Source organism: Bradyrhizobium sp. WSM471 (genome assembly GCF_000244915.1).
GTDB lineage: Bacteria > Pseudomonadota > Alphaproteobacteria > Rhizobiales > Xanthobacteraceae > Bradyrhizobium.
Window position 1 is genome coordinate 5,995,467 of sequence record NZ_CM001442.1, and the last position, 24,141, is coordinate 6,019,607.

A 24,141-nucleotide genomic window follows, 5' to 3' on the forward strand; every position below is an offset into this window, starting at 1 on the left:
CGAAGCAATGTCCCTGCCAACCATCCCGGCTCAAGCAAAGTATGTCCTCGCGAAGGCAACGAAGTGCTCGTCAAGAGACCGCGAGGTGGCGCTTACGCCGGCCGCGATTCAGGCGTAATGTACTCACTCAAGAGTCGATCGATCACTAATTGGGCCTCAACTTCGGTTCGGAATCCTGCAAGGATCAAAATAGAACCTCGCGGCGATTCTTGCGCCAGAGACGTCTCGCGGGTACCTTCGGCCGTGATTGACGGGTCCGGGAAGTGCCGTCGGATCGAGGCATGACAAGACATGATTTCCCCCTCTTCGAAGTGAACTACTCCGGAGCAAGCTGCAGCAGGGTAGACGGACTCGCAATTGCACCAAAGGGCATCGTCCTTGGGAACACTATGAATAGCACTTGAGCCGGCCTGCGAACCCGAGCGCCATGACGTCACCCTTTCTCCGCTCCACAGTCGGCAAGTACTCCGCTCGTCGGAGTAATCAACGGCAATTAGGGCTTTTCGCTGCAACTCAGCTTCTGTTGAGACCTTGACCGGAACTGTCGTGGTGTCATTCCGGTCCATCGCTTGAACGCGTGTGTGAGGGAACTCAGTTCGCGATAGCCAAGCAGCCAAGCAACTTCAGACACGGGTAGCTGCTCTTCTTTGAGATACCGCTTTGCAAGCGCGGCCCGCAACTCATCAAGGATTTCAGCGAAGGACGTCTTCTGTTCGCCAAGCTTGCGTGACAACGTGCGGGTACTCAGTCCCATCTGCCGTGCGACTTCCTTCGCGACGCCTCTACCGTGAGGCAGCAGTGTGGTAAGCGTCTTTTCGACTTTTGAACGGACCGTCGGGCCATGCGGCACTTTCCGTACCAACGCTTCATCCGCATAGCGTCGCAACAAATCGTGCAGATAGCCGTCGCGGCCGACCAGCGGAAGCAGTGCCACCGGCACCGGAAAGGAGATCACATCGCCGTCAGCGCCGAACTCGACGTCCCTGCCAAAGAACGTTCTAAATTCGGGCGGCAGCGCGGCTCGCAGGTGCCTCACTTGGAGCCTGGACGGCACCAGACGGCCATCCGTCACCTGCCTGCAGATCCGCACCAGCGTCACTATCCAAAATTCGATCTGTTGCCGCTCGCCCCTTCGATCGACACCGACATATTCGAGGGCAACGGTCGCAGTATGCCCCTCCATGTCGAAACACAGCCGGACTCCCTCATTCATGATCCGGCTGTACCGTTCCGCGGCACGAAGCGCATCGGCGACATTCTCCGACGACGCCATAACGTAGTAGACAAGGCCGATCTCACGCAGATCAAAGCTCCGGGCCAGCCGGAAACCCAGGATGTCGTCCTCCAATACTTGGGAGGCCAATTCCAGAATTTTGATCTGAGTCGCCACCTCGAGCCGGACTGCAGGGTCGCGGAAGTCATTCAGCGTCAATCCCGCCTTGGACAGTAGCGCAGCTGTGTCTTGGCCAGAGGCAGCGACGCGCGCGCAAGCCAACCGTGCAATACCGCCCGTCGCGCTAGGTATCGCACTCAGGCTTCCCGCCGACCTATAACTCGCTCCTGCCTTGCTCAAGACCTCAAAGCCTACATTCATGGCGATCCAGCATTGGGCGATCCCCGTCACTATAATGGAAACATCCTGCTGCAGCGCCCTTTCACATTTGCCCGACTGCGTATCCCCGGAACGTCTAAGCGGTGCTCTTCCAAAGCCGCTTTTCTTTTCCGGCGGGAACTCAAAAGGTCGCGGGGCTTCGATTTCCTGCAAATACCTGAGGTCATTGCGTTCGCAATGTTTGACCTAGGTCAACACTGGGCGACCAGGGATCCAAGATTGATTGCGTGGGGCACGAATGCTCAGCGTCGGCATTCCAGGACGGCCGAACGATATAGAAGACAAGCGCGATGCTTATAACGTCCTTTCCGCTTTGGAGGTCGTCGTGTTGATCAGCGCGAGCCTGATCCTCGACGATGCTCTGGCCCGTCGCGATGGTGGCGGCGGCTTCCGGGTGGCGGAGGATCACGAAGGCCGAATGAGAGCCGGAGGTTTTCAGGCGACAGTTGCCGAGGAGGAGCTGTTCACGCTGGACGCATTCGCGGTGGGCGCTGCCGGACGCTCGCGCCCCGGTGCACCCGATCGCGGAGCGGTCGGCCGCCCAAGACGATTTGCTGCAGAGCGTTCGCTCGCGCATCGCGAAGCCGCCATTCCATTTCGTGCGGGCGAAGAGCTGCAATGACGGTCTCAGTCGAAGAGGCAAATTATGAAAATTATTGCCCTGTTGCTCGCTTCCACATTGTCGATTGCATGCGCCGGCCAGAGCCAAGCCGTAGTGAGAATTGCGAACGATCGAGGTGGTTTGATCCAACGTTACCTGGATCGTTATGATGAGTTAAAGGGCACGGGGCAAACCGTGGTAATCGATGGCCTCTGCGCGTCGGCCTGCACGATCTTATTAGCAAAGATCCCATCAGATAGAGTTTGCGTGACAGAAAGGGCAAACCTTGCTTTCCACGCAGCTTGGGATCTCGGCGCCGGCGGACGCCATGTTACAAATCGAGAAGCTACACGGATGATCTATTCGATGTACCCTGCTCCAGTTCGGAGTTGGATCTCAGGCCGGGGTGGTTTGTCGCCTCACACCATCTTCCTTCGCGGCGCGCAGTTACAGACGATATTTGCGCGCTGCTATTTGGACTCCGCAGTCTTCTTGCGGTCATAGTCCTAAGCTCGCGTCTGGGCCTCAAGCAATGGCCGCATGGCAAGTCCCTGAAGTCGCTTTGATCTATCTCAATTCTCCGACAGCAGCGGGTATCAGTTTGGAGGAGTCGCGTCCATCGCCCTGCCGCGCCGGCCGGGCGGTTGGGCGCTTCCAGGGAGCTCGATATGATCAAGTCGCTCGGAATTGCCACGTTCGCCTTCTTCTTCGCAGTATCGGCTCAGGCGATGACGCCTGGCCCGATTGCACAGCCCGAAAGCCTGATTACGGAAGTCGCTGCTGCCTGCGGCGTCGGTAGGACACGTATCAACGGCGTGTGCGTGGCACGGACGACCGTCCGGCATACCCGTCGGGCGGTCCGCAGATGTGTGAGAGGGACGACGTGCTGATTGGTTGTCCTCAAGGACAATACGCAAATTGGTGTGTCGCGATTAGAATTCTAGAGTACCGACCCCAACGGTACATCGACGCCCCCCCCCACCGGCCTCAGTCTTCCCAGACTGAGGCCGTCTTGCGCCTGAAAGGTTGGACGGACCGGTCACCTTGTGGGATTTATCGAACCGGGAACAACTCCAACCGCAACGCTGGTGCCGGCACGCCAACAATCAGCCTTCGAGAGCCGGTCATCGTCAACTGACGAAGCCGACGATTCAGGTGAATAGCGCAGACACAAGAAGCAAATGTTTACGCAATTTGCCACTCGACCATCAACGCGATTTTCTTCATTTTCCCGTCTGATAATCGCCTTGTGCGCCTTGTTTGGTCGGATGCTCGGAATGGTCCTGTCGTAGCGGAGGTGGGCGGCATGTCCGAAATGGTGGAAGTGCTCGCCGGAACGAGTTTATTTCTACTCGCCTTCTCGCTGCTGATATTCGACATCCCCCGCTACACCTTATCGCTGGTATCTCTTGCTCTGTTCAGCTCGAAGCGGCGAAGCGCTGGCAAGACGGTTTGCCAGGCGACGGTAAGCGTGATTATCCCGACATTCAACGGCGGCTCCGGGCTTGCTCCTTCGATCAGCTCGCTGCGCCGGCAAACCCTGCGACCTGTCGAAATCATCGTCGTCGACGACGGCTCCACCGACGCAACACGCGCCGTCGCGGAGCGGGCGAGAGCGCAGGGCCTGGTTGACATGGTCATCTGCCATGGGACCCGCTGCGGCCGCAGCGCCGCCATCAACGCTGCAGCACGGTTTGCCCGCGGCGATCTTCTCTTGACCGTAGATGCCGACACTGTCTTCGAACCGAACGCGGTTGAGCGCCTCGCGGCTGCGTTCGGCAATCCGCTCGTCGCCGGCGCAAGTTGCAGCGTCGCGATCAGCAACGAGCGCGACTCGATATGGACAGGGCTTCAAAGCGTCGAATACCTGATGTCGATCACCGCGGGGCGGTCGATCCTCGACGTGCTATGTTGGTCCGGAGTATGACTTCACGCCAGAGATCGCGGGATACACTTGCCCGAAGTGCTGCCGCGGCATTGTGCCGGCTGACCCAGCTTGCGAGATCGTGGGGACTAGCGCGCGCTGCACCCGATGTCGGGTTGAGATGGTGGTTTCGCCTGCGTATGCTCCGGCTGGCTTGTAACGATTAGCGATGATCTTGTTTGACGCTCGTTGACGAATGACTAGTTCCGCCGATGGCGCTCGTAAGTGGATTTGTTCCCTGAGCGCTCTTGCATCCTGCCGGAACGATCGAGTTAACATAGATGAACGGAGATGTTTGATCTGCGTCAATCGGCGATGGTGCCACCTGCATTGCACTTCAGGAAGGTCGCGGCCGTATCAGCGCGCTGCGGCTCTTCCTCCAGAAGGAGAGTGCCATGCTCCGCCAATTCCTTATTGCAGCTTCAGCCGCGACCGCGCTGCTTGTAGCTAGTTTGCATTCTGACGAAGCCTTCGCCCGTCGTGGTGGTGGAGGCGTGCGAGCCGGAGGCTATCACGGCGGCGGCGCGATGCGGGCGGGCGGCTACCGCGGCGGAGCCGTGGCCGTTCGAGGCTATCGAGGCGGTGCAGTTGCTGTGCGCGGCGGACGCTATGGCTATCGAACCGGCGCGTACCGTGGCTACGGCGCCTACCGAGGCTACCGCTACGGCGCAGCCGCTGTAGGCGCTGCGGCAGTCGGCGCCGCCGCAGCAGGCGCGTACTACGGAGGCGGCTGCGGATACGATGGCTACGGAAACTGGATTTGCCCGAACGGCTACTAAGGCTCTCAAGCGGACACTAGCGCTAGGGCAAGCGGGCAGCCCGTTCTGCCCTAGTAGCTGGTCGATCACGCGCGAAGCCTCCGGTCGGATTTGCGCGGCTTGTCCGCCCCAATGCCAAGTTGGACGTGCGGCCATTGATGACTGGGAGAGCCATCCCGACAACGAGCCCGAGTCGGTGCTTTAAAGACCAGACGCGACCAGGCAACCTCGATCGAAGTCTGCAGATGGCTCAACGAGCCCGCCGCCGCGAACACCTCAGTAGCTCTCAGGCACATTGAATCGCCCCGGCTGTTTCGGATAACGAGCCTTGATCAGCCCGTTATCCCGACAGCCCGAAAGCTATTTTCGGCCGGGGCATTCACCCATTGGCACAAAGTGCACTGGCCAAGCACTGCGCATCTGATTGTCTAGAGTGGGCCTTGCCGATTCTTTCGAGCCCCCAAGCTTCCAGGATTGGCGAGATCGTACAGGCCCCGGCGCGGCATCAGCTTCGCCGGGGCCACGCGGGGATGGTCCAGGACTATGGACACAGAAGCAGATCGGCAACGAGGTTCGGAGTTGGGTCGCCGCTGGGCAGAGCATGCTTCGGCGCACGAGCTTGCCACCATGGTGAGCGGGTCGTTTGATGATCTCAGCGAAATTCTGCCAGCGGACGCATCTGATCAGTTCGTCGGCGGCTTCCGCGAAGGCGTGTTGCACGTCTGGCGCGGGGCCTAGGATCTCAGCATAAGGGTGCGGGGATGAGACCAAGCGCCCTTGCCCACCATCGCGGAACAATTTCAGGCGGCCAGTTGACCGGTCAATATTCCTGACACAACTCAAGCGCGCAAATTGCTCAATTTTCCCAACTGTTGCCGCGTAAGCACGCCGAATTCCAGTCGGCTCAGCTAGCTTCGAACTGGAATGCCGGCTGCCAAGAAAAGAGCCGGCATCGTTAGGGTGAAACGTGGATGGAGCAAAAAAAATGAAGAAGATTTGGTTGAGTTGCATGGCCTTGCTGGCGGTGAGCATGGCGGCACCCGCGTCAGCGGCTGATCTGGCTGCTAAACCTTACGTCAAGGCCCCGCCTCCGGTGATCGCGCCGATCTATGATTGGACCGGGTTCTACATCGGCGCCAACGGCGGTTGGGGACAAAGCCACGGCTGTGTGGATTTCGTGACGCCAGCAGGGACGGTCGCAGGTGGTTGCGCCGATCGCTCCGGCGGCCTCGCTGGCGGACAGATCGGGTACCGCTGGCAAACCAATCAGTTTGTGCTCGGCCTGGAAGCGCAGGGAGATTGGGCAGAAATCAAGAATACGCGGGTCAGTCTGATCGACCCGCTGATTTCGACAACCGGTAAGATTGACGCCATCGGGCTCTTCACGGCGCAGCTCGGCTGGGCGTGGAATGCCTCGCTGTTTTACGTGAAGGGCGGCGCCGCCGTGACGCGCAACCGATTCGATATATTCAACAACGTCACCGGGGTCGGCCTGGCATCGGCGGGCCACACACGCTGGGGCGGCGCCCTTGGCGTGGGCTGGGAGTACGGCTTCACGCCCAATTGGTCGTTCGGCATCGAATACGACCATCTCTGGATGGGGCGTGACAATGCCGGCTTCGCAGGCGTCGTCACTCCCGGAGGGTTCGTCCTCACCGGCAGCGGGGTCAGCCAGGATGTGGACATGCTCACGCTTCGGTTGAATTACCGTTTCGGTGGATACGGCGCACCGGTCACGGCGAGATATTGATCGCACCCAACTTGGCAAACCAAAGCCCCGGCATGCCGGGGCTTTTTTGTGCTTATGAATCCTTGGCGCTCAAGAAGCGCCGAGCATCTCCAGCGCAAGCACCTTGAGAGAGCTGCGACTGCGTCATCGTCCCAAGACAATTGTCTCGAGCTGTTACCATTCTGTGACGCATTTGGACGTTGCTTGTGCCTAGTAGTGAATGCCGTCGTAACCTGGGGTCCTGCGGTTCGCGGAGCGCTTTGCTGTAACAGCGCTTGGCTGCAAATACTGCCCAGAGGTTTGTAAATGGGATCAAACAAACCGCAACACTGCGTCATCAACTATGCGGCCGCGATTGCTGCACTCGTGCTTTGCAGTGATGTTTCGTATGCCGACCAGGGCGGTAGCTCATTCTGGTTTCCAGGCCAGTTCGCGAGTCTTGCCGCCGTGCAGCAGACACCGGGCTGGGCGCTCAGTGTCATCGATTACCATTCAGGCGTAGCGGCCGCGGGGAGCGCTGCCGTGGCTAAGCAGATCCAAGCCAGCAGAATCCCCGCCAACGTCAACGTCAGTTTGAATCTGGGTCTGAGCGGACGGACTGATCTAGTCGCCCTCGCGCCATCGTATACTTTCGAGGCGACGGTGCTTGGCGGTCAGTTGGTCGTGGGCATGTCCGGCCAATACGGCAGAGCCGCCGCCAGTCTCGCTGGAACACTGACAGCGATGGCTGGACCGATTGTGGTGACGCGCACTGGGACGGTCGAAGGCTCACTTGTCTCATACGGCGACCTCGCGCCATTCGCGGAGGTGTTTTGGAACGATGGCGTCCACAATTACATGGCTTACGTCACAGGCAATGTTCCCGTCGGTGACTATGATCCGACGCGGATCCCCAATATCGGCCTCGGTCATGGTGCGATCGACATTGGAGGCGCTTATACCTATTTCAACCCGGCGGCAGGAAACGAAATCTCGGGCGTCGTCGGCCTCACCTACAATTTCAAAAATCCGGACACCCAGTACCAGAGCGGCATCAATTTCCACTTCGACTGGGGCGCATCGCACTACCTCACCAAGCAGCTTTTCGTCGGGCTTGCTGGATACGCCTATCAGCAAATCGCCGACGACTCAGGGCAGAACCCGATCCTCGGTGGCTTCAGATCACGCGTTTTCGGCCTCGGTCCGCAAATCGGGTACAGCTTCCCGATCGGAGATATGCAGGGCTCTCTTAGTCTAAGGGGATACGGCGAATTTGGAGCAGCCAACCGTCCGTCGGGATGGAACACCTGGCTGACGTTCACTATTTCCCCGTCTGCGCCTGCCGCCGTGGCGCCCAGGAAGCATTTGGTTGTGAGATAGACCTCTTCCGAACTGGAAGGTCGGCTGCGGTCGGCCGAAGTATCAATGAGAGAAACTGCGTAGCACTCCAACCTTCGCAAATCTTGTCCGACATGCGTCACTGAGCGAACCTCAGGCAAGCGGCAGGTCTCAAAGGGCCACAAGCGGACCGCGACGACAGCTGCTGCGGCAGCCCGAAGACGCCAAGAGCAGCATGAAGAGGCCGTGGGCGCTCATTCAAGTTTTCGCTGGATACCAAGCCGCATGGCCTGGGGAACTTGCGGGCCACCACTTGATCCAAATCAATGGATGCCTACCCCCGAGACCTAGCGTCAGGCCAGACTATATCTGTCGGAGAAAGAAGATGCTGAAGCACTTGCTTGTGGTTCTTCTTTTGCTGGTTTTCCCCTCCTCACTCCATTCCGTTACTGCAGCAGATGACCGAACTGCGGGACCACAAATCCAGGAGGAAATCTGGGCGCTGCCGTTTCCGCTACCTGTGCTTGCTTTCTTGGTACGACCGGTCGGAGATGGCCCGTTTCCCCTCGTGATCATGAACCACGGAATTTCTCTGGACGCCAATCAGCGGTCCATGTTTCCGATGATAGAATATCGGGATGCGGCACGCTGGTTTGCGCGTCGCGGCTATGTGGTCATCTCGCCGATCAGGTACGGAGCCAGCAGTCTCGATGACAAGGATCAGGGGCTGTACGGAGCTGTCTTCGGCCACGTTGGTAGCTGCGACAACCCGAATTTTCGTGGTCCCGGGCTCGCTATTGCCACTCTGAATGAGTGGGTCATCGACTACATGAGTAAGAAGAAGATGATCCAGCCTGGTAAGGTCATCGTCTTTGGCCAGTCGGGCGGTGGATGGGGCTCGATTGCTCTTGGAAGCCTGAACCCGTCATCCGTTCAAGCTATCATTACCTTCGCGGCGGGGCGTGGAGGCCGCGTCGATGGCAAACCCAATAACAATTGTGCTCCCGATCAGCTTGTTGCCGCTACCGGCGAGTTTGGACGCACCGCACGTATACCGATGCTTTGGGTCTACGCGGAAAACGACACCTATTTCGGGCCGGAGTTGACGAAGCGGATGTATCAAAGCTTCGTCGAAGCGGGCGGCAATGTCGACTATCGTATGCTGCCCCCCTTTGGAAGTGACGGGCACTTCATGATCGATTCCGCGGACGCAGTGCCGATCTGGTCGCCTTTGGTAGCCCAATTCCTAGAGAAGCATTCGGCAACCGCCACGCCCTCCGGACAAGTCAGCAGCTCTTCACCCCAGCAGGAGCCTCACGCGAAGCCGCCGCGGCTGCGCGTGCCTGAAAACATTCATTACTCAAACTGGGAAAAACTTTGTTTCGACTCGTCCGATGGGACCACGATATGCCGGACGACATCAGCCGGCACGGACGACCTCGATCAGGTGGTGGTGCGTGTCGACCTGATCCAACGAGCTGACGGTCCGGCTCGCTTGCAGCTCTTCGTTCCGCAAGGAGCAAATCTGCAGCAGGGTGTAAAAGTGACGATAGATCAGGGTAGCCCTACCCAAGTGCCCTTCAACTGGTGTCTCACCAACATCTGCATCGCGGCACGCGGAAGCGAACCAACCTTCGCTGGCCAGATGGAAGCCGGCCGACAGCTCAAACTTGAACTCACCGACCTCAACGCCTCTTCAATTGTGTTAAGTCTGCCGCTCGAGCAGTTCGCCAACGTTCACAAGGGGCCGCCCACCCGCACGTTCGATTTCACGTCAGATGAGGAATGAATAACGTTGTTGAGACAATGTACTGCTGTGAGAGGTCCAGATCATGCGCGAGACGTTCGGAGACGCTCGCACCGCTGTCCTGGTAGCCCCGGCAAACGTGACCTGCGGCTCGATGTGTTGCGAGGTGTCGGCCAGTGAATGGTCTTCCTAGACCATATCATCAAGGAGGCGCCGCAACTCAGCGCACGACTGAATGCCTCGCGTGCACGAATAAAGGAACTCAAGCTTCGGCTTCAGCTAGATAAGGTGCCACCGAGCTCGTGGTCAACGAGGACAATGGTGAGCCTTATGACGAGAGTACCTATCGCCATTGGGTGTCGACGGTACGAGCCGTCGCTATCTTCGGCTTTCTCGCGCACGACAACGCGCGCCAGGCAATTATCCGTGCAGAGCGTCTGAACGCCGAACTGATAAAAAAACGTTGACAAGCTGTTCGCCCCCTTCCCTCTCGATGAGGAGAATAAGGCGCAGCGCGCCCGAGCGGTCGATCAGCGCAAGCCCGCATTAGCGGAACGGCTGGATGCGCAGACCGCACGCGACAGCAATGGCCGTGACCCAGCATGGCGTCTAAAGCCCTGCGCCGCGCTGATGTTCGTCAACGGCACCGGCGAACTCGACCAAAAGCAAGACCAAGACCTGCGTGATACCTGCGGCATGCTTCTCGATCGGGCTGGCTGCGACTTGCTGACGATCTGCGACATCACTGGGCATTCATACCGAAGCGCGCAGACGATCGTGAAGCACTACCGCGCCCGCAACGCGGCTCGCGCTGCTTCCGACATCGACAGGCTTGAATTGCAGATGCGGAAGGAAGTCATGACGAGCTGAACGCAGACCGGTGGGTCTCGTGCTGCAGCGTCGGATGGGCTCGGTCCTAATTATCCACTCGTCGCACGGCGTGCGACCATTAAAAACGTCGCACGAGACCCGGTTTGTTCTGCCTAGGAATCTAAAAAAGCCCTTGCGGGCCGATATCTTAGGGTGGTGGGCGCACCAGGGCTCGAACCTGGGACCCGCTGATTAAGAGTCAGCTGCTCTACCAACTGAGCTATGCGCCCGAAAGGCGGTTAAAGCCTTGCGAGGCCGGTCGTTTAGCAAAGCGATCCGGGTCTGGCAAGCGATGGCACGCAAGTTTTCCAAGGGTAGGCCCACATCCCCCAAAAAAGCGAAAAGCCGCTGGATTCCAGCGGCTTCGCCAGGGTTGATCGCTGCAACAATTGCAGGTTCAGAGCCGGCCCTCGCGGTCCCGGTCCGGGCCGCCGTCGCGGTCGAACCGGTCACGGTGGAAGTGGTCCATGCCGCGCTCCATCATGCGGTCCATGCCACGCTCCATGAAGTGGCGGCGGGGTCCGTCTTCGCCGCCGCCGAACGGGCCGCGGTGGCGGGTCAGCACGGCGAGGCGCCGCTTCTGGCCCTCATCCAGGGTCTTGTAGAGCGGATCGGCGGCATCGGCGATCTTCTTCAGGGCCGCCGACGTCGCCCCCATGTCCTCGGCGCGCTGGCGCAGGCGGGCGACCGGATCCTCCGGCCTGTCGGCATCCTTATTCGCGTCCTTGCCGGCATCGCCGGAACCGGCATTCATCCGCGCATTGGCGCGATCGATGCGCAGCTTGGCGAAGTCGCGCACGGCGGCCTCGACCGGCGGCCACAGCTTTTCCTGGTCGGCGTTGAGCTTCAGCCCGGCATGGACGGCGGCTATCCGCGCGTCGACCATGGCGGCGCGGTCTTCCGGGTTCATGCGGATGTGCTCGTGCATCCACGGGCGATGATAATGGGCATAGACCGCGCCCGAGCCGGCGATGCTGAGCACGGCAATGGCGGCGATGGTGAACTTCCTCATGCGAACTCTCCTCTGGAAGGATGCCACGAGGATGGGCGCAGCGCGGCTGACGTGCAACTTACAACTTGGACAGGAAGCGCGTTCTGTCGAAGATGTAACGCTCCTGAACCTTTATTCAGTCGCAATCGGTAATCATTCGCAACAAAAAGGGGCTTCCGCGCCCGGCACGGAAGCCCCCATTCATCATCCGTTCAAATCAGTTCGTCGTGCTCTTCGCTTCCTTCTGGAATTCGTCGATCAACGGTTGCCCGATACGGCTTGCGGCGTCCTTGTAGACCGGCTCCATGGCCTTGCGCATCGCCTCGTCCTGCTCCGGCGTGAGCTTGATGATCTCGCTCTTGCCGCTCTTCCTGATCTCGGCGAGCGCGTCCTCGTTCTCCTTCTGCGACTGCGTATTGTTGAAGTCGGTCGCTTCCTTCATCGCCTTCGTCAGCTGGTCGCGGATGTCGGCCGGCAAGCCGTCCCAGAACTTCTTGTTCACGATCACGACGTAGCCGATATAGCCGTGATTGCTCTCGGTGATGTACTTCTGCACCTCGTGCATCTTCTGGGTATAGATGTTCGACCAGGTGTTCTCCTGCCCGTCGACGACGCCGGTCTGCAGCGCCTGGTAGACTTCGCCGAACGCCATCACCTGGGGCAGCGAGCCGAGCGCCTTGAACTGGGCCTGGAGCACGCGCGAGGACTGGATGCGGAACTTGACGCCCTGATAGTCGGCCGGCGTCACCAGCTTCTTGTTGGCACTCATCTCCTTGAAGCCGTTGTCCCAATAGGCAAGGCCGGTGATGCCCTTCGGTTCGAGCAGCTTGAGCAGCCTGGCGCCGAGCGGACCTTCCGTCACCTTCCGCAGCGTCTTCAGATCAGGGAGGATGTAGGGGAGATCGAACACCTCGAACTCGCGGATGCCGAGCGGGCCGAACTTGGAGTTGGACGGCGCCAGCATCTGCACGCTGCCGAGCTGGAGCGCCTCGAGCTCTTCCTTGTCCTTGTAGAGCGTCGAGTTCGGGTAGATCTCGACCTTGACCTTGCCGCCGGTGTACTTCTCGGCGAGCTCCTTGAATTTCTCCGACGCCTTGCCCTTCGGCGTGTCGGTGGCCACCACGTGGCTGAACTTGATGATGATGGGCGACTGGGCCGATGCCGGCCCGGTCAAGCCAAGAGCCAGGACCGCGATGGACGCAGCGATCGCGAAGGTGCGCATAATCTCTCCCTGTTGTTATTTGGGCCGCCCGGCGCACGGGTGGCCTATCAGTGCCGGTTGCATCAATAGCGGCTGGGAGGCGGAGCCGCTATTGGCCCTTAGCAGGGCAGCTATTCGGCGCCACATGCAGAGTCATTCCGGGGAGGTTTGTTAGGACCTGACCCGGAATCCCGAGATTCCGGGTTCTCGCTTCGCGAGCCCCGGAATGACGAACTTCGTTCGTCAGCTCGCCGCCGCAGTCGTCACCGTGTCGCGCTGGCGCTTCATGACGATCTTGTTGAGCGCACCGAGATAGGCCTTTGCCGAGGCCACCAGCGTATCCGGATCCGCCGCGCGCGCCGTCATCGCACGTCCCTCATGCGACAGCCGCACCGAGACTTCGGCCTGCGCGTCGGTGCCTTGGGTCACTGCGTGGACCTGGTACAGCTCGAGCTTGGCTTCGTGCGGCACCAGGCGCTTGATGCAGTTGAACACCGCGTCGACCGGACCGTTGCCCTCAGCCTCCTCGATCTTGATCTGGCCGTCGACGTCGAGCTTCATGGTCGCGCGCTGCGGGCCATGAGTGCCGGCGATCACGGTCAGCGAGGTCAGCTTGATGCGGTCGTGCGAAGCCGCCATTTCCTCGTCGACCAGCGCCTCGATGTCCTCGTCGTAGATGTCCTTCTTGCGGTCGGCCAGTGCCTTCATCCGCGTGAACGCATCTTCCAGCTGGTTCGGACCGAGCTTGTAGCCCATCTCCTCCAGCTTGTGCACGAAGGCGTGGCGGCCGGAATGCTTGCCGAGCACCAGCGAGGACTGCTTGAGGCCGACCATCTCGGGCCGCATGATCTCGTAGGTGGAAGCGTCCTTCAGCACGCCATCCTGATGGATGCCGCTCTCATGCGCGAACGCGTTGCGGCCGACGATGGCCTTGTTGTACTGCACCGGGAACGAGGTCGCCGCCGACACCACCTTGGAGGCGCGGGTCAGCTGCGTGGTGTCGATCTTGTTCCAGAACGGGAATTTGTCGTTGCGGACGTTGATCGCCATCACGATCTCTTCCAGCGCGGCGTTGCCGGCACGCTCGCCGATGCCGTTGATGGTGCACTCGACCTGACGCGCGCCGCCAATGACGCCGGCCAGCGAGTTCGCCACCGCCATTCCGAGGTCGTTATGGCAATGCACGGAGAACACCGCCTTGTCCGAGTTCGGCACGCGCTCGATCAGTGTCTTCATGAAGTGGGTGTATTCGTCGGGCGTGGTGTAGCCGACGGTGTCCGGAATGTTCACCGTGGTTGCGCCAGCCTTGATGACCGCTTCGACGATGCGGCACAGATAGTCCATCTCGCTGCGGGTGCCGTCTTCGGCCGACCATTCGACGTCGTCGATCTGGTTGCGGGCGCGCGCGACCATGGCAACCGAAGTCTCGAGCACCTGCTCCGGGGTCTTGTTCAGCTTCACCCGCATATGCAGCGGCGACGTCGCGATCACGGTGTGGACGCGGCCGCGCTTGGCGAATTTCACCGCCTCTGCGCAACGGTCGATGTCGGCCGGATGGGCGCGCGACAGACCGGCGATGACGGCATTCTTGGAGCGGCGGGCGATCTCGCTGACCGCCTGGAAGTCGCCTTCCGAGGTAATGGGGAAGCCGGCCTCGATGACGTCGACGCCCATATCATCCAGCATCTCGGCGACCTCGAGCTTCTCCTCGAAAGTCATGGTGGCGCCGGGGCACTGTTCGCCGTCGCGCAGGGTGGTGTCGAAAATGATGACGCGGTCCTTCTCGGACTTGTTCACGGAGGCCATTTCGAAAATTCCTTTTGAGCTTTTGCGCCGTCAGTCTTCTGGGCGCTTGAGGTGTCCGGTGATCTCGACCAACCCCTGAGCGCCCAGGCGCATCGCGCCCAGCCGGCCCTCAGGGGCAAGTAAGAAGAAGCCCGCCAATCAGGAGGGTGGGCAGCAGCGCGGCCGGGATCGTGGCGGCGGCCAGAGCCACCTCCCTCGAAATCCCATCGATTTGGCCGCGAATCAGCATTGCCAGACCCTTTTGAGCCCTCAAATCCTCGGTCAAAACCGTTGACGGTTGGTTGCCGGGAGGCTCGATGCGTCGTTTCTAGACGAGAAATGGCAGCAACCGCAACGCCAAAAGATGGACAGAAGGGCTGACATGATCGCAGCGCCGGATGCGTGAAGGGACCGATGCCGGGTGTTTGGCCGACCGAACGCCGGCGAGACCGTCGAGCTACGCGGTGCGGCGAGCGCGAGCCCTGCTCTCCCAGCGGTTCAGCATCTGGCCGAGTTCGCCGGTGCCGACCGGCGTAGCCTTGCCGGCGATGGCGATCTCGTTGGTGTTGGCTGGTGCGTTGGCATTGAGCCAATCCGGCTCGCTGTACTCACGCCAGCGGCGCGCCTCGGCTCGCCTTTTGCGGGAGACGTAGTCGCGGGTGAAATAGCCTCCCGCAAATGCAATCCCGAGCAGCAAAACCAGTACGACGACAGCGACCACAGTAAACTCCGACCTACGCCCCGAATGATGTTCTGCCAGCATCGCGCAGGAGGTCAAGGCTTGACATGCTCCACAGCTTGGCAATGCCCCAAGCGCAGCTCCGGTAAACCCCGTCACGCCGGACGAATTTGTCGTTTCCGTGTTCGATGTTGCAGCGCTTTTGCCGCCCCGATATCTCGCTGAGGATGCGTACCTCCCCCTCGCAACCGTCATCGGACCGGACTAACCTTCACCCCGCTCGGCCGGATCAACCGGCCAGCCCAACATGACCGGGAGGACGCGATGACACGCCAAAAGCAGCGTGACCAGGATGCTGCGCTTTCACGACGAACGCTCGTTCAGGGGCTTGCGCTCGGCGCCGCCACTTTTGCCGGCGCCGGCTCCGCGCTGGCCCAGACCGGACCAGCCGCGCCGCCGACGACGATCACCACTCCGCCACGCGATTTCGGCCCCCACGGCGCGCCGACCACCTATTTCTGGGACCCCGACGTCATCGCGGTCGATCCGTCCTTCAACGATCTCGCGCAGCCCAACACGGCGATCAAGCGTCTCCATACGGGCCTGCTGTGGGCTGAAGGGCCGGCGTGGAGTGCACAGGGCCGCTATCTGCTGTGGAGCGACATTCCCAACAACAGGCAGATGCGCTGGAGCGAAGACGACGGTCGCGTCAGCGTGTTCCGCTCGCCGTCCAACAATTCCAACGGCAACTCGTTCGATTTCCAGGGCCGTCAACTTTCCTGCGAACATTTGACCCGGCGGGTGACGCGTTATGAACATGACGGCACCGCGACCGTGCTTTGCGACAACTACAACGGCAAGAAGCTGAACTCGCCGAACGACGTCGTCGCGCATCCTGACGGCAGCTACTGGTTTACCGATCCGCCCTATGGCGGCCAGCTCTACGAAGGTGAACCCGACGCCGCGGGCGGTCCGAGCAATTCCGGCGGCAAGCTCAATCCGCGGATTGGACAGCCGGCGGGCTTTGCACCGGGCAAGCGCGAGCTGCCGACCAATTGCTATCGCATCGATCCTAGCGGCCGTGTCGACCTCGTCGTCACGGAGGAGCAGGTGCCCGACCCGAACGGGCTGTGCTTCTCGCCGGACTTCAAGAAGCTCTACGTCGTCTCAACCGGCAAGGGACCCGGCGACACCGGTGCCGGCGGCAAGGGCGAGATTATCGTGTTCGATGTTGGCAGCGACAACAAGCTCGCCAACCAGAAGCGATTCAGCGAGTGCGTGATCGACGGCGTGAAGTGCGGGCCGGACGGCGTGCGCTGCGACGTCAACGGCAATGTCTGGGCCTCCAGCAATGCCGGCCGCGCCGTCGGCTACAGCGGCGTGACGACGTGGTCACCGGAGGGCAAGCTGCTCGGCCGCATCCGGTTGCCCGAAGTGTGCGGCAACGTCTGCTTCGGCGGCCCCAAGCGCAACCGCCTGTTCATGGCCGCGAGCCAGTCGCTCTATGCGGTGTATACGGCCACGCAAGGCGCAGGACCGGGCTGAGCCCGCGCGAGACATCGCAAGCACGGGCGTCGGCGTGGATCGCCGGCGCCCGCGGTTCCCTGATCGCAATCAAGCTACGCCTCGGGCAAATCTCCGCCATCAATCCAACGAAGATTGAATCGCGCGGCAAGGCCGCAGCGCGGCGCCAAGGCATGTGCTCTCATGCTCTTCGTTCCCGCGCACGACTTGAACGAGGAGTTGCGCGATGTGCCGTATGCCAAACGACACCATCATCGTCAGCGTTGGGACCCAGCAATTCGTCACTGAGTTCGGGGACCCGGGCCTGCCGAACGACGGTCGCGGCGGCAGCGACAAGATGATTGCGACCGTCGACGGGAGCAACGCGGTCCTGATATTCGTTGGCGACGACCAGACCCTGCAAGCACATTCTCACGGCGGAAACGACCATCTCGCTGCGACCGTCACAGGCTTCGGGGACTACGTGTTCCTGGACGGCGATGCGCAGGCGATGTCCGGCGACGCCCATGGCGGCAACGATGTACTTCATGTCGATGCATCGACATCGATCTACGCGGCCCTCGGTGTTTTTGGCGATGCCGAAAGCGCCATGTCGGCCGACGCGAGGGGCGGCAATGACGTCGTCATGGCATCGATGGGAAACAGATCGTCCGGCGCGTTCAGCGGAGACTCCGGCAGTTCCATGAGCGACCATGCGCATGGCGGCAACGATATCCTCAGCGTGACCCAGGTCGGCAGTTACGGCGGCGCCTCAATGTCCGGCGATGCCCTCGTCTCCATGAGCGGCGATGCGCACGGCGGCAACGACATCCTCATCTACACCGTCGGTGCCGCAGCCCAATCTGGCGGCGCGTCTCTGGTCGGAGACGCCGGCTACATGAGCGACGATAGCCGTGGCGGCAACGACATCCTGATCGCGGTCGCGGACGGCAACCCGGACTCCACGTCCATCGTGCTCGTGGGAGATGCCGCGAACATATCAGGCAATGCGCATGGCGGAGATGATATCCTCCACGGCAGCAGCCTCGACGATTGGCTGTATGGCGATGCACAGACCTACGCCCCGTTCACAGCCGGCTCGATCGCGGGCGGCAAGGACATGCTGAATGGCGGTGGCGGAAATGACCAGCTCTGGGGCGGACCGAACGACGACGGTTTCGTCTTCAACAAGGGCTCGGGCCTGGACGTGATCAACGATTTCGACCAGGGCAACAAGGCTGTCGGCAGCACGGCGCGAGAGCATGATTTGATCAATTTGCACGATTACGGCTTCGCAGACTGGGCGGCGCTGAAAAGCCTGATCAGTGATGACAGCACAGGAAACGCGGTGATCCACCTGACGGCGACCGATGCGATTACGCTAGAAGGGGTCCATACCGCGGATCTCCATGCGAAGGATTTCATTGTGTAAGGGAGCATTCATGCGCGTTGTGATCTGCGGCGGCGGCGTGATCGGCGCCTGCACCGCCTGGTTTCTCCGCCGCCGCGGCATCGAAACCATCGTCGTGGAGCGGACGGAGGTGGCGGCCGCAGCGTCAGGCAAGGCGGGCGGCTTCCTCGCGCGTGACTGGTGCGAGGGCTCGCCGCTCGATGCGCTGGCGCGACGGAGCTTTGCGATCCATGCGCAACTGCCGGAAGAGATCGCAGGCGATTGGGGCTATCGCCCGATGACCGCTTATAGCGGCTTCGTTACTGCTGATGGCCATCCACGCCGGGATGCACCGTCCGCCCTCGGCTGGCTCAGCAACGGCGTCATCATCGCGCAGCGCATCGGCACGATAGAGACCACTGCGATCGTTCACCCCAAAAAATTCACCGCAGCCGTGATGAACGCGGCGCTCGCGCTAGGCGCCGAGCTTCGCACCGGCCAGGTGACCGGCATCATGCGCGATGCCGACGGCACGACCGCGACGGGCGTCGAGGTCGACGGCCGCATCGTCGAGGCGGACGCCGTCGTGATCGCGATGGGACCATGGTCGCTGCTCGCCGCGCAATGGATGAGCCTGCCCGCCGTCTACGGCCAGCGCAGCCCGAGCATCGTGTACGACACCGGCCCGGATGTGCCGGCCGATGCGCTGTTCCTGGAGTCTGACGAGAATGGCAGTGCCGTGTCAATCGAGGTCTTCCCTCGCGCTGACGGCAGCACGCATATCACCGCTCTCTCCGACATCGCGCCGCTTCCGCTCGATCCGGCTGCCGTGACGCCGGACCACGACGCGATCGCGCGCCTGCAAACCATGTCCGAGCGGCTGTCGCCGCTGTTCCGCTCCGAGAGGATCATTGCGCGGCAAGCGTGCTTCCGGCCGGTGACGCAGGACGGCCTGCCGCTGATCGGCAAGGTGGCGCGAACTGAAGGTCTTTATGTTGCGACCGGGCACAATGTGTGGGGCATCCTGAATGCGCCCGCCACGGGCGAGGTCATGGCGCAACTGATCGCGGAGGGTGCGACGCGTAACATCGACATCTCGGCATTCGATCCGGCCCGGCTCGAGCCGCTCGATCCATCGCTGCTGCGAGCGCGCTGAACAAGGTTGCTTTGTCGATCATCGTTGTGCGCCCGCGATCGCTGCGCATGCCTACCGACGAAATCTGCATGCCTGCGCGTGAAAAGGGATCCGATAGCTTTCCTGCCCGCTATTTGCGCAGCGCTAGACTTTAGTTCGTCTCTCACAATCCTGGACGCGGTTTCACTTGCCGAGAATGTCTCCGCCGGTATAGTCGTGCGCATAATGGCTCATAAGAGGCCTGTTGAAGGGAGAGAACAAGATGAAGAAACCGCTCTCTGTTGCGTTGCGAATAGCACTCGGTACTGCCGCAGCCGCTGTGTTGATGACCTCAGGCGCGGCACTTGCGGCCGATCCGATCAAGATCGGTGTGATCGCGGAAGCGCAGGCGATTGCCGGCGCCTCCATCCCTCAGGCGGCACAGCTCGCGGCCGACGAGATCAACGCCAATGGCGGCGTCGACGGCCGCAAGATCGAGATCGTCTCTTACGACAATCACTCGTCCTCGGCAGATTCGGTGCGCGCGTTCCAGCGCGCGGTAAACGAGGACAAGGTCAACGCGGTCATCGCCAGCTACATCAGCGAAGTCGTGCTGGCACTGGAGCCCTGGGCCTCGCGGCTGAAGACGCCGTTCGTCACGCCCGGTGCCGCTTCCAACGAGATCAGCAAGAGCGTGCATTCCGACTACGAGAAGAACAAATACACCTTCCACGGCTATCTGACCTCCGCCGCGCTGGCGCTCTCGGTCTGCGACGGCGCCAAGGACCTGCTGGTCGACAAGATGCACATGAAGACCGCCGTCATCATGAGCGAGGACGCCGCCTGGACCAAGCCGCTCGACATCGGTTACGAGGAATGTCTGCCCAAGATCGGGCTGAAGGTGCTCGACCACATCCGCTTCTCGCCTGATACCACCGACTTCACGCCGATCTTCAACAAGATCGAGGGCTCCAAGCCCGACGTGATCATCACCGGCATCTCCCATGTCGGCGTGCAGCCGACGGTGCAGTGGAAGAACCAGCAGGTGCCGATCCCGATGTTCGGCATCGCCTCGCAGGCCACCAACGAGACTTTTGGCAAGGACACCAATCAGGCGGCGGAAGGCGTGCTCTACCAGGGCGTCTCCGGCCCAGGCGTCGCGGTGACGCCGAAATCGGTGCCGTTCGCCGAAGCCTTCAAGAAGAAGTTCGGCAACTATCCCTCCTATGCCGGCTACACCGCCTATGACGAGGTCTACTACATCGCCGACGCCGTGAAGCGCGCCGGTTCGACCGACGCCGACAAGCTCGTCGATGCTTTGGAGAAGACCGACTGGGAAGGCACGATCGGCCGCGTCCAGTTCTACGGCAAGGACGATCCGTTCACGCACTCGATCAAATACGGCAAGGGCCTGATCACCGGGCTGATGCTGCAATGGCAGGGCGGCAAGCAGAGCGCGGTCTGGCCCAAGGAAGTCGCCAAGGTCGACATCAAGTTCCCGAGCTTCATCAAGCTCTCGAACTAGCGGGACACGCTCCCGGGACCAGCTCCCGGGAGCTTCCACATGCGGGTCCCGCCGCACGTCGCTCCAGCAACATCGTCTCTCATCATTCAGATTGCCAACCCTAGATGCGTGCTTTCCAGATTCTGATCGATGGCTTCGCCATCAGCGCTCTCTATGCTCTCGGTGCCACCGGTTTCACGCTGATCTTCGGCGTCTCCGGCGTCCTCAACCTCTCCCACGGGGCCATCATGGTGGCGGCAGCGGTGGCGGCCTGGGCCGCCGCGAGCATCCTGAATGTCGGCACCTATGCCGGCGCACTGATCGGCGTAGGTGTCGCCCTTCTCACGTCTTTTGCCACCTATTTCGCGGTGGTGAAGCCGATCCAGGACTCCCGGCGCATCCCGAATGAAGAGAAGGAAATCTTCGTCCTCACCGGCACGCTGCTATGGGGGATCATGATCCAGGAGGTGATCGCTTATTTCTTCACCAACAACGCCAAGACCGTGCTGCCGATCGTCGAGGGTGTCGTCGAAATCCTCGGCGTACGCACGCCCAGCAATGAGATCTTCACCGCGATCGTGTGCTGCTTCGTCATCGCGCTGTTGTGGCTCCTGGTGAACCGCACCCGCACCGGCAAGGCGGTGCTGGCCGCCTCGATGAACCCGCGCGGCGTCACCCTGCTCGGCCTCGAGCTCACCAACATCTATGTCGTGGTATGGGCGATCTACGGCATTCTCGCCGGCATCGCCGGCGTGCTGCTCGGAATGTTCCTCGGCGTCAGCTCCTACAGCGTCGGACCGCTGACCGCGAGCGCGTTCTCGATCGTCGTGCTAGGCGGCCTCGGCAGTGTCTCCGGCTCGCTGATCGCGGCGTTCGTGGTCGGCTATCTCGAAACGCTCACGGCCTATCTGGTCTCGCCGGCCTATCGCACCATTCCGGCGCTGCTGCTGCTCGTGTTCGTGATGTACATCCGGCCCCAGGGCCTTCTGGGGAGGCGCTGAGATGGCCGGCTTCTTTACGACACGCCTGTTCTTCATCTCGCTCGCGCTGGTCGTCATCGCGGCAACGCTTCCGCTCTACGTCTCCGGCTACGTGCTCGGGCTTCTCACCGTCGCCTTCTATTTCGGCGTGTTCGCGATGGCGTGGGACCTGCTGTTCGGGTTCGCCGGCGAGGTCAATTTCGGGCCGACCTTCCTGATCGGCGTCGGCGCCTACACCGCGGGCATCCTCAATGCCCAGTTCGGCTGGTCGGTTTACGCCTGCATCGTGCTCGGCGCGCTCGCCTCCGTCATCGCCGGCCTCGTGCTGGCGCTGCCGGCGCTCCGGGTGCGCGGACCGTATTTCGGCCTGACCACGCTGGTCGCGGTGCTGATGCTGCAGAATTTCATCGTGGTGTTCGCCGACCTCACCGGCGGCGAGATCGGCCTGACCATCCCCGACGTCATCACCATCAATGCCGGCGCCAATTACTGGATCGCCCTCGGCTTCATGACGATCTCGGCGGCCATTCTTTATGGCCTGTCGCAATCGCCTGTTGGCCTGGTGCTGCAAGCCAGCGGCCAGGACCCGGTGCAGGCCGGCGCGCTCGGCTTCAACATCGTCAAGCACAAACTCGCCGCCTTCATCGTCAGCGCGTTCTTTTCGGGGCTATCGGGGGCGCTGCTGGTGTTCTACTTCGGCACCGCCTCGGTCGGCACCGTCGTCGACGTGGCGGTCGGCGTCAACGTGATCGTGTCGGCCGTGCTCGGCGGCCGGCGCACCGTGCTTGGCGCGGCGCTGGGCGCGATCTTCCTGATCGTCGCTGGCGAGTTCTTAAGGCCCACCGGCGAGCTCGCGACCTTTATCGTTTCGGCCGTCGCGCTGCTCGTCGTGCTGTTCTTCCCCGGCGGCTTCCTCGGAGCGGCCCTCTCGCGTGAGGCGCGCTCGTGATGGATATGCGATCTTCAAACAGGGCCGTGCTCGAAGTCCGCGGCCTGACCAAGCGCTTCGGCGGACTGACGGCGGTGAAGAACCTCGGCTTCGAGGTCAATAGCGGCGAGATTTTTGGCCTGATCGGGCCGAACGGCTCGGGCAAGTCGACCGCAATGAAGAGCGTGATGGGCATCGAGCGCCCGACATCAGGCGAGGTGATCTTCGAGGGCGAGGACCTGGCCGGCCTTCCCGCGCACAAGATCGCGCGCAAGGGTTTTGGCATGGTGTTCCAGCATTCGCGGCCGCTGAACCGGCAGACCGTGCTGGAGAACATCATGGTCGCGCTGCTGCCGGACAGCCTGTTCATGCTGTTTCCGGACAAGGCGCTGGTCGAGCGCGCCAAATGGATCGCCGACCGCGTCGGGCTCGGCAGCGTGATGAACCGCCGCCCGCCGACGCTGCCCTTTGCCGACCTGCGCCGGCTCGAGCTCGCCAAGGCGATCGCGCGCGATCCGAAGGTCGTGCTGGTGGACGAGCCCTTTGCCGGGCTGACGCGCGCAGAAGTCGACGTTTTCTCCGACCTGATCCGCAGCTTTCGCGACGAGGGCCGCGCGGTGATGCTGGTCGACCACAACGTCAAAAGTGTCGCGGCGCTGGTCGACCGCGTGCTCGCGATGTATCTCGGCGAGGAGATCGTCACGGGCAAGGCCGATGACGTCATGAAGAACGAGACGGTGCGGCGGGTCTATCTCGGTGGCGCCATCGAGACCCATGCGCGACCCGAGACGAGCTTCAAGGACAAGGTGCCGCTGCTCCAGGTCGAGAATGTCAGCGTGTTCTACGGCAAGGCGCAGGCGCTGGAGAACGTCTCGATCCACGTCCATGAGGGCGAGTTCGTCTCGATCGTCGGCCTCAACGGGGCCGGCAAGACCACGTTGTTCAACACCATCTCTGGCTTCCTGCCTTATAGCGGCGAGATCGTGCGCAGCGGTGAGAAGCTGCGCGGCACGACGCCGGCGAAGATCGCCCGCAGCGGCCTCGTGCAGTGCCCGGAATCGCGCGAGCTGTTCGGCGAGATGAGCGTGCGTGAAAACCTCGATCTCGGCGGGCAACATCTGGCCGACGACAAGCGTGCGGTACAGCTCGCATGGCTGTTCGAGCTGTTCCCCATCCTGAAAGAGCGTCAGGGCCAGATGGCGCAAACACTCTCCGGCGGCGAGCAGCAGATGCTTGCGATCGGCCGTGCGCTGATGATGCAGCCGCAGATCCTGATCCTGGACGAGCCCACGCTGGGCCTCGCCCCCGTCATCCTCGAGCTCCTGTCCAAGGCCCTGGAGAAGCTGCGGCAGACGACGTCGATCACGGTGCTGCTCGGCGAGCAGAACGTGACCTTCGCGCTTCCGCATGCCGACCGCGTCTATGTGCTCGAACATGCAAGGATCGTCTGGGAAGGCGATCCGGGCCGCTTCGCCGCGGAGGCTGGCGCCGATTTTCTCTAGTTCGCG

At 61.6% G+C, this 24,141-nt stretch carries 21 protein-coding genes and 1 tRNA gene; 16 read left to right on the forward strand and 6 right to left on the reverse strand.

Annotation, left to right across the window (positions count from 1 at the left end; genetic code table 11):
- Positions 1 to 493: 493 nt before the first annotated feature.
- Positions 494 to 1,594, reverse strand: coding sequence for an AraC family transcriptional regulator (locus BRA471DRAFT_RS27295; protein WP_007613222.1), 1,101 nt, complete (start codon positions 1,592 to 1,594; stop codon positions 494 to 496).
- A gap of 256 nt (positions 1,595 to 1,850) precedes the next feature.
- Between BRA471DRAFT_RS27295 and BRA471DRAFT_RS27300 the strand changes: the two genes are divergently transcribed.
- From BRA471DRAFT_RS27300 to BRA471DRAFT_RS27330, 9 genes are all read left to right on the forward strand, one after another.
- Positions 1,851 to 2,234: a hypothetical protein gene (locus tag BRA471DRAFT_RS27300; protein WP_007613223.1), complete on the forward strand. Its 384-nt coding sequence runs from the start codon at positions 1,851 to 1,853 to the stop codon at positions 2,232 to 2,234.
- Between the two features lie 24 nt (positions 2,235 to 2,258).
- Complete coding sequence (locus BRA471DRAFT_RS39850) at positions 2,259 to 2,717, forward strand: hypothetical protein (protein WP_007613231.1); 459 nt, start codon at positions 2,259 to 2,261, stop codon at positions 2,715 to 2,717.
- An 802-nt stretch (positions 2,718 to 3,519) separates the two neighbouring features.
- Positions 3,520 to 4,140: a glycosyltransferase family 2 protein gene (locus tag BRA471DRAFT_RS27305; protein ID WP_231170977.1), complete on the forward strand. Its 621-nt coding sequence runs from the start codon at positions 3,520 to 3,522 to the stop codon at positions 4,138 to 4,140.
- A gap of 1,298 nt (positions 4,141 to 5,438) precedes the next feature.
- Complete coding sequence (locus tag BRA471DRAFT_RS38500; RefSeq protein ID WP_156527041.1) at positions 5,439 to 5,633, forward strand: hypothetical protein; 195 nt, start codon at positions 5,439 to 5,441, stop codon at positions 5,631 to 5,633.
- Between the two features lie 247 nt (positions 5,634 to 5,880).
- Positions 5,881 to 6,645 (forward strand): outer membrane protein, encoded by a 765-nt coding sequence (locus tag BRA471DRAFT_RS27315; protein ID WP_007613237.1) that lies wholly within the window; start codon positions 5,881 to 5,883, stop codon positions 6,643 to 6,645.
- 285 nt (positions 6,646 to 6,930) lie between these two features.
- Positions 6,931 to 7,983 (forward strand): transporter, encoded by a 1,053-nt coding sequence (locus BRA471DRAFT_RS27320; RefSeq protein ID WP_007613238.1) that lies wholly within the window; start codon positions 6,931 to 6,933, stop codon positions 7,981 to 7,983.
- A 343-nt stretch (positions 7,984 to 8,326) separates the two neighbouring features.
- On the forward strand, positions 8,327 to 9,730 hold the full coding sequence (locus tag BRA471DRAFT_RS40445) for an invasion associated locus B family protein (protein WP_007613241.1): 1,404 nt from the start codon (positions 8,327 to 8,329) through the stop codon (positions 9,728 to 9,730).
- Between the two features lie 260 nt (positions 9,731 to 9,990).
- Positions 9,991 to 10,155 (forward strand): hypothetical protein, encoded by a 165-nt coding sequence (locus BRA471DRAFT_RS38505; RefSeq protein WP_157234101.1) that lies wholly within the window; start codon positions 9,991 to 9,993, stop codon positions 10,153 to 10,155.
- A gap of 163 nt (positions 10,156 to 10,318) precedes the next feature.
- On the forward strand, positions 10,319 to 10,558 hold the full coding sequence (locus tag BRA471DRAFT_RS27330; protein WP_035974327.1) for a hypothetical protein: 240 nt from the start codon (positions 10,319 to 10,321) through the stop codon (positions 10,556 to 10,558).
- A 154-nt stretch (positions 10,559 to 10,712) separates the two neighbouring features.
- Here the strand turns inward: BRA471DRAFT_RS27330 and BRA471DRAFT_RS27335 are convergent.
- The 5 genes from BRA471DRAFT_RS27335 to BRA471DRAFT_RS27355 all read right to left on the reverse strand — a co-directional run bounded on the left by BRA471DRAFT_RS27335 (position 10,713) and on the right by BRA471DRAFT_RS27355 (position 15,256).
- Positions 10,713 to 10,788 (reverse strand) — tRNA-Lys (locus tag BRA471DRAFT_RS27335).
- Positions 10,789 to 10,955: 167 nt separating this feature from the next.
- Entirely contained in the window at positions 10,956 to 11,570 is a 615-nt protein-coding gene (locus BRA471DRAFT_RS27340) for a Spy/CpxP family protein refolding chaperone (RefSeq protein ID WP_007613243.1), read from the reverse strand.
- Between the two features lie 196 nt (positions 11,571 to 11,766).
- A complete protein-coding gene (locus BRA471DRAFT_RS27345) occupies positions 11,767 to 12,771 on the reverse strand; it encodes a TRAP transporter substrate-binding protein (protein WP_007613244.1) in 1,005 nt (334 codons plus the stop codon).
- A gap of 222 nt (positions 12,772 to 12,993) precedes the next feature.
- Positions 12,994 to 14,556: a 2-isopropylmalate synthase gene (locus BRA471DRAFT_RS27350; RefSeq protein ID WP_007613245.1), complete on the reverse strand. Its 1,563-nt coding sequence runs from the start codon at positions 14,554 to 14,556 to the stop codon at positions 12,994 to 12,996.
- 436 nt (positions 14,557 to 14,992) lie between these two features.
- Entirely contained in the window at positions 14,993 to 15,256 is a 264-nt protein-coding gene (locus tag BRA471DRAFT_RS27355) for a hypothetical protein (RefSeq protein WP_007613247.1), read from the reverse strand.
- A gap of 282 nt (positions 15,257 to 15,538) precedes the next feature.
- Here BRA471DRAFT_RS27355 and BRA471DRAFT_RS27360 point away from each other — a divergent pair, with 282 nt between their 5' ends.
- The 7 genes from BRA471DRAFT_RS27360 (at position 15,539) to BRA471DRAFT_RS27390 (ending at position 24,135) form a co-directional block, all read left to right on the forward strand.
- Positions 15,539 to 16,759 (forward strand): SMP-30/gluconolactonase/LRE family protein, encoded by a 1,221-nt coding sequence (locus BRA471DRAFT_RS27360; RefSeq protein WP_007613249.1) that lies wholly within the window; start codon positions 15,539 to 15,541, stop codon positions 16,757 to 16,759.
- Between the two features lie 205 nt (positions 16,760 to 16,964).
- Positions 16,965 to 18,149 (forward strand): calcium-binding protein, encoded by a 1,185-nt coding sequence (locus BRA471DRAFT_RS27365; RefSeq protein ID WP_007613251.1) that lies wholly within the window; start codon positions 16,965 to 16,967, stop codon positions 18,147 to 18,149.
- A gap of 10 nt (positions 18,150 to 18,159) precedes the next feature.
- Positions 18,160 to 19,263 (forward strand): FAD-binding oxidoreductase, encoded by a 1,104-nt coding sequence (locus BRA471DRAFT_RS27370; protein WP_007613253.1) that lies wholly within the window; start codon positions 18,160 to 18,162, stop codon positions 19,261 to 19,263.
- Between the two features lie 241 nt (positions 19,264 to 19,504).
- Positions 19,505 to 20,746 carry an ABC transporter substrate-binding protein gene (locus tag BRA471DRAFT_RS27375; RefSeq protein WP_007613255.1) on the forward strand — a complete coding sequence of 414 codons (1,242 nt, stop codon included), beginning with the start codon at positions 19,505 to 19,507 and terminating at the stop codon, positions 20,744 to 20,746.
- A 104-nt stretch (positions 20,747 to 20,850) separates the two neighbouring features.
- Complete coding sequence (locus tag BRA471DRAFT_RS27380; RefSeq protein ID WP_007601104.1) at positions 20,851 to 21,726, forward strand: branched-chain amino acid ABC transporter permease; 876 nt, start codon at positions 20,851 to 20,853, stop codon at positions 21,724 to 21,726.
- A gap of 1 nt (position 21,727) precedes the next feature.
- Positions 21,728 to 22,654 (forward strand): branched-chain amino acid ABC transporter permease, encoded by a 927-nt coding sequence (locus tag BRA471DRAFT_RS27385; RefSeq protein ID WP_007613257.1) that lies wholly within the window; start codon positions 21,728 to 21,730, stop codon positions 22,652 to 22,654.
- Positions 22,654 to 24,135: an ATP-binding cassette domain-containing protein gene (locus BRA471DRAFT_RS27390; RefSeq protein WP_007613259.1), complete on the forward strand. Its 1,482-nt coding sequence runs from the start codon at positions 22,654 to 22,656 to the stop codon at positions 24,133 to 24,135. Before BRA471DRAFT_RS27385 ends, BRA471DRAFT_RS27390 begins: the two co-directional genes overlap by 1 nt.
- Positions 24,136 to 24,141: the final 6 nt, after the last annotated feature.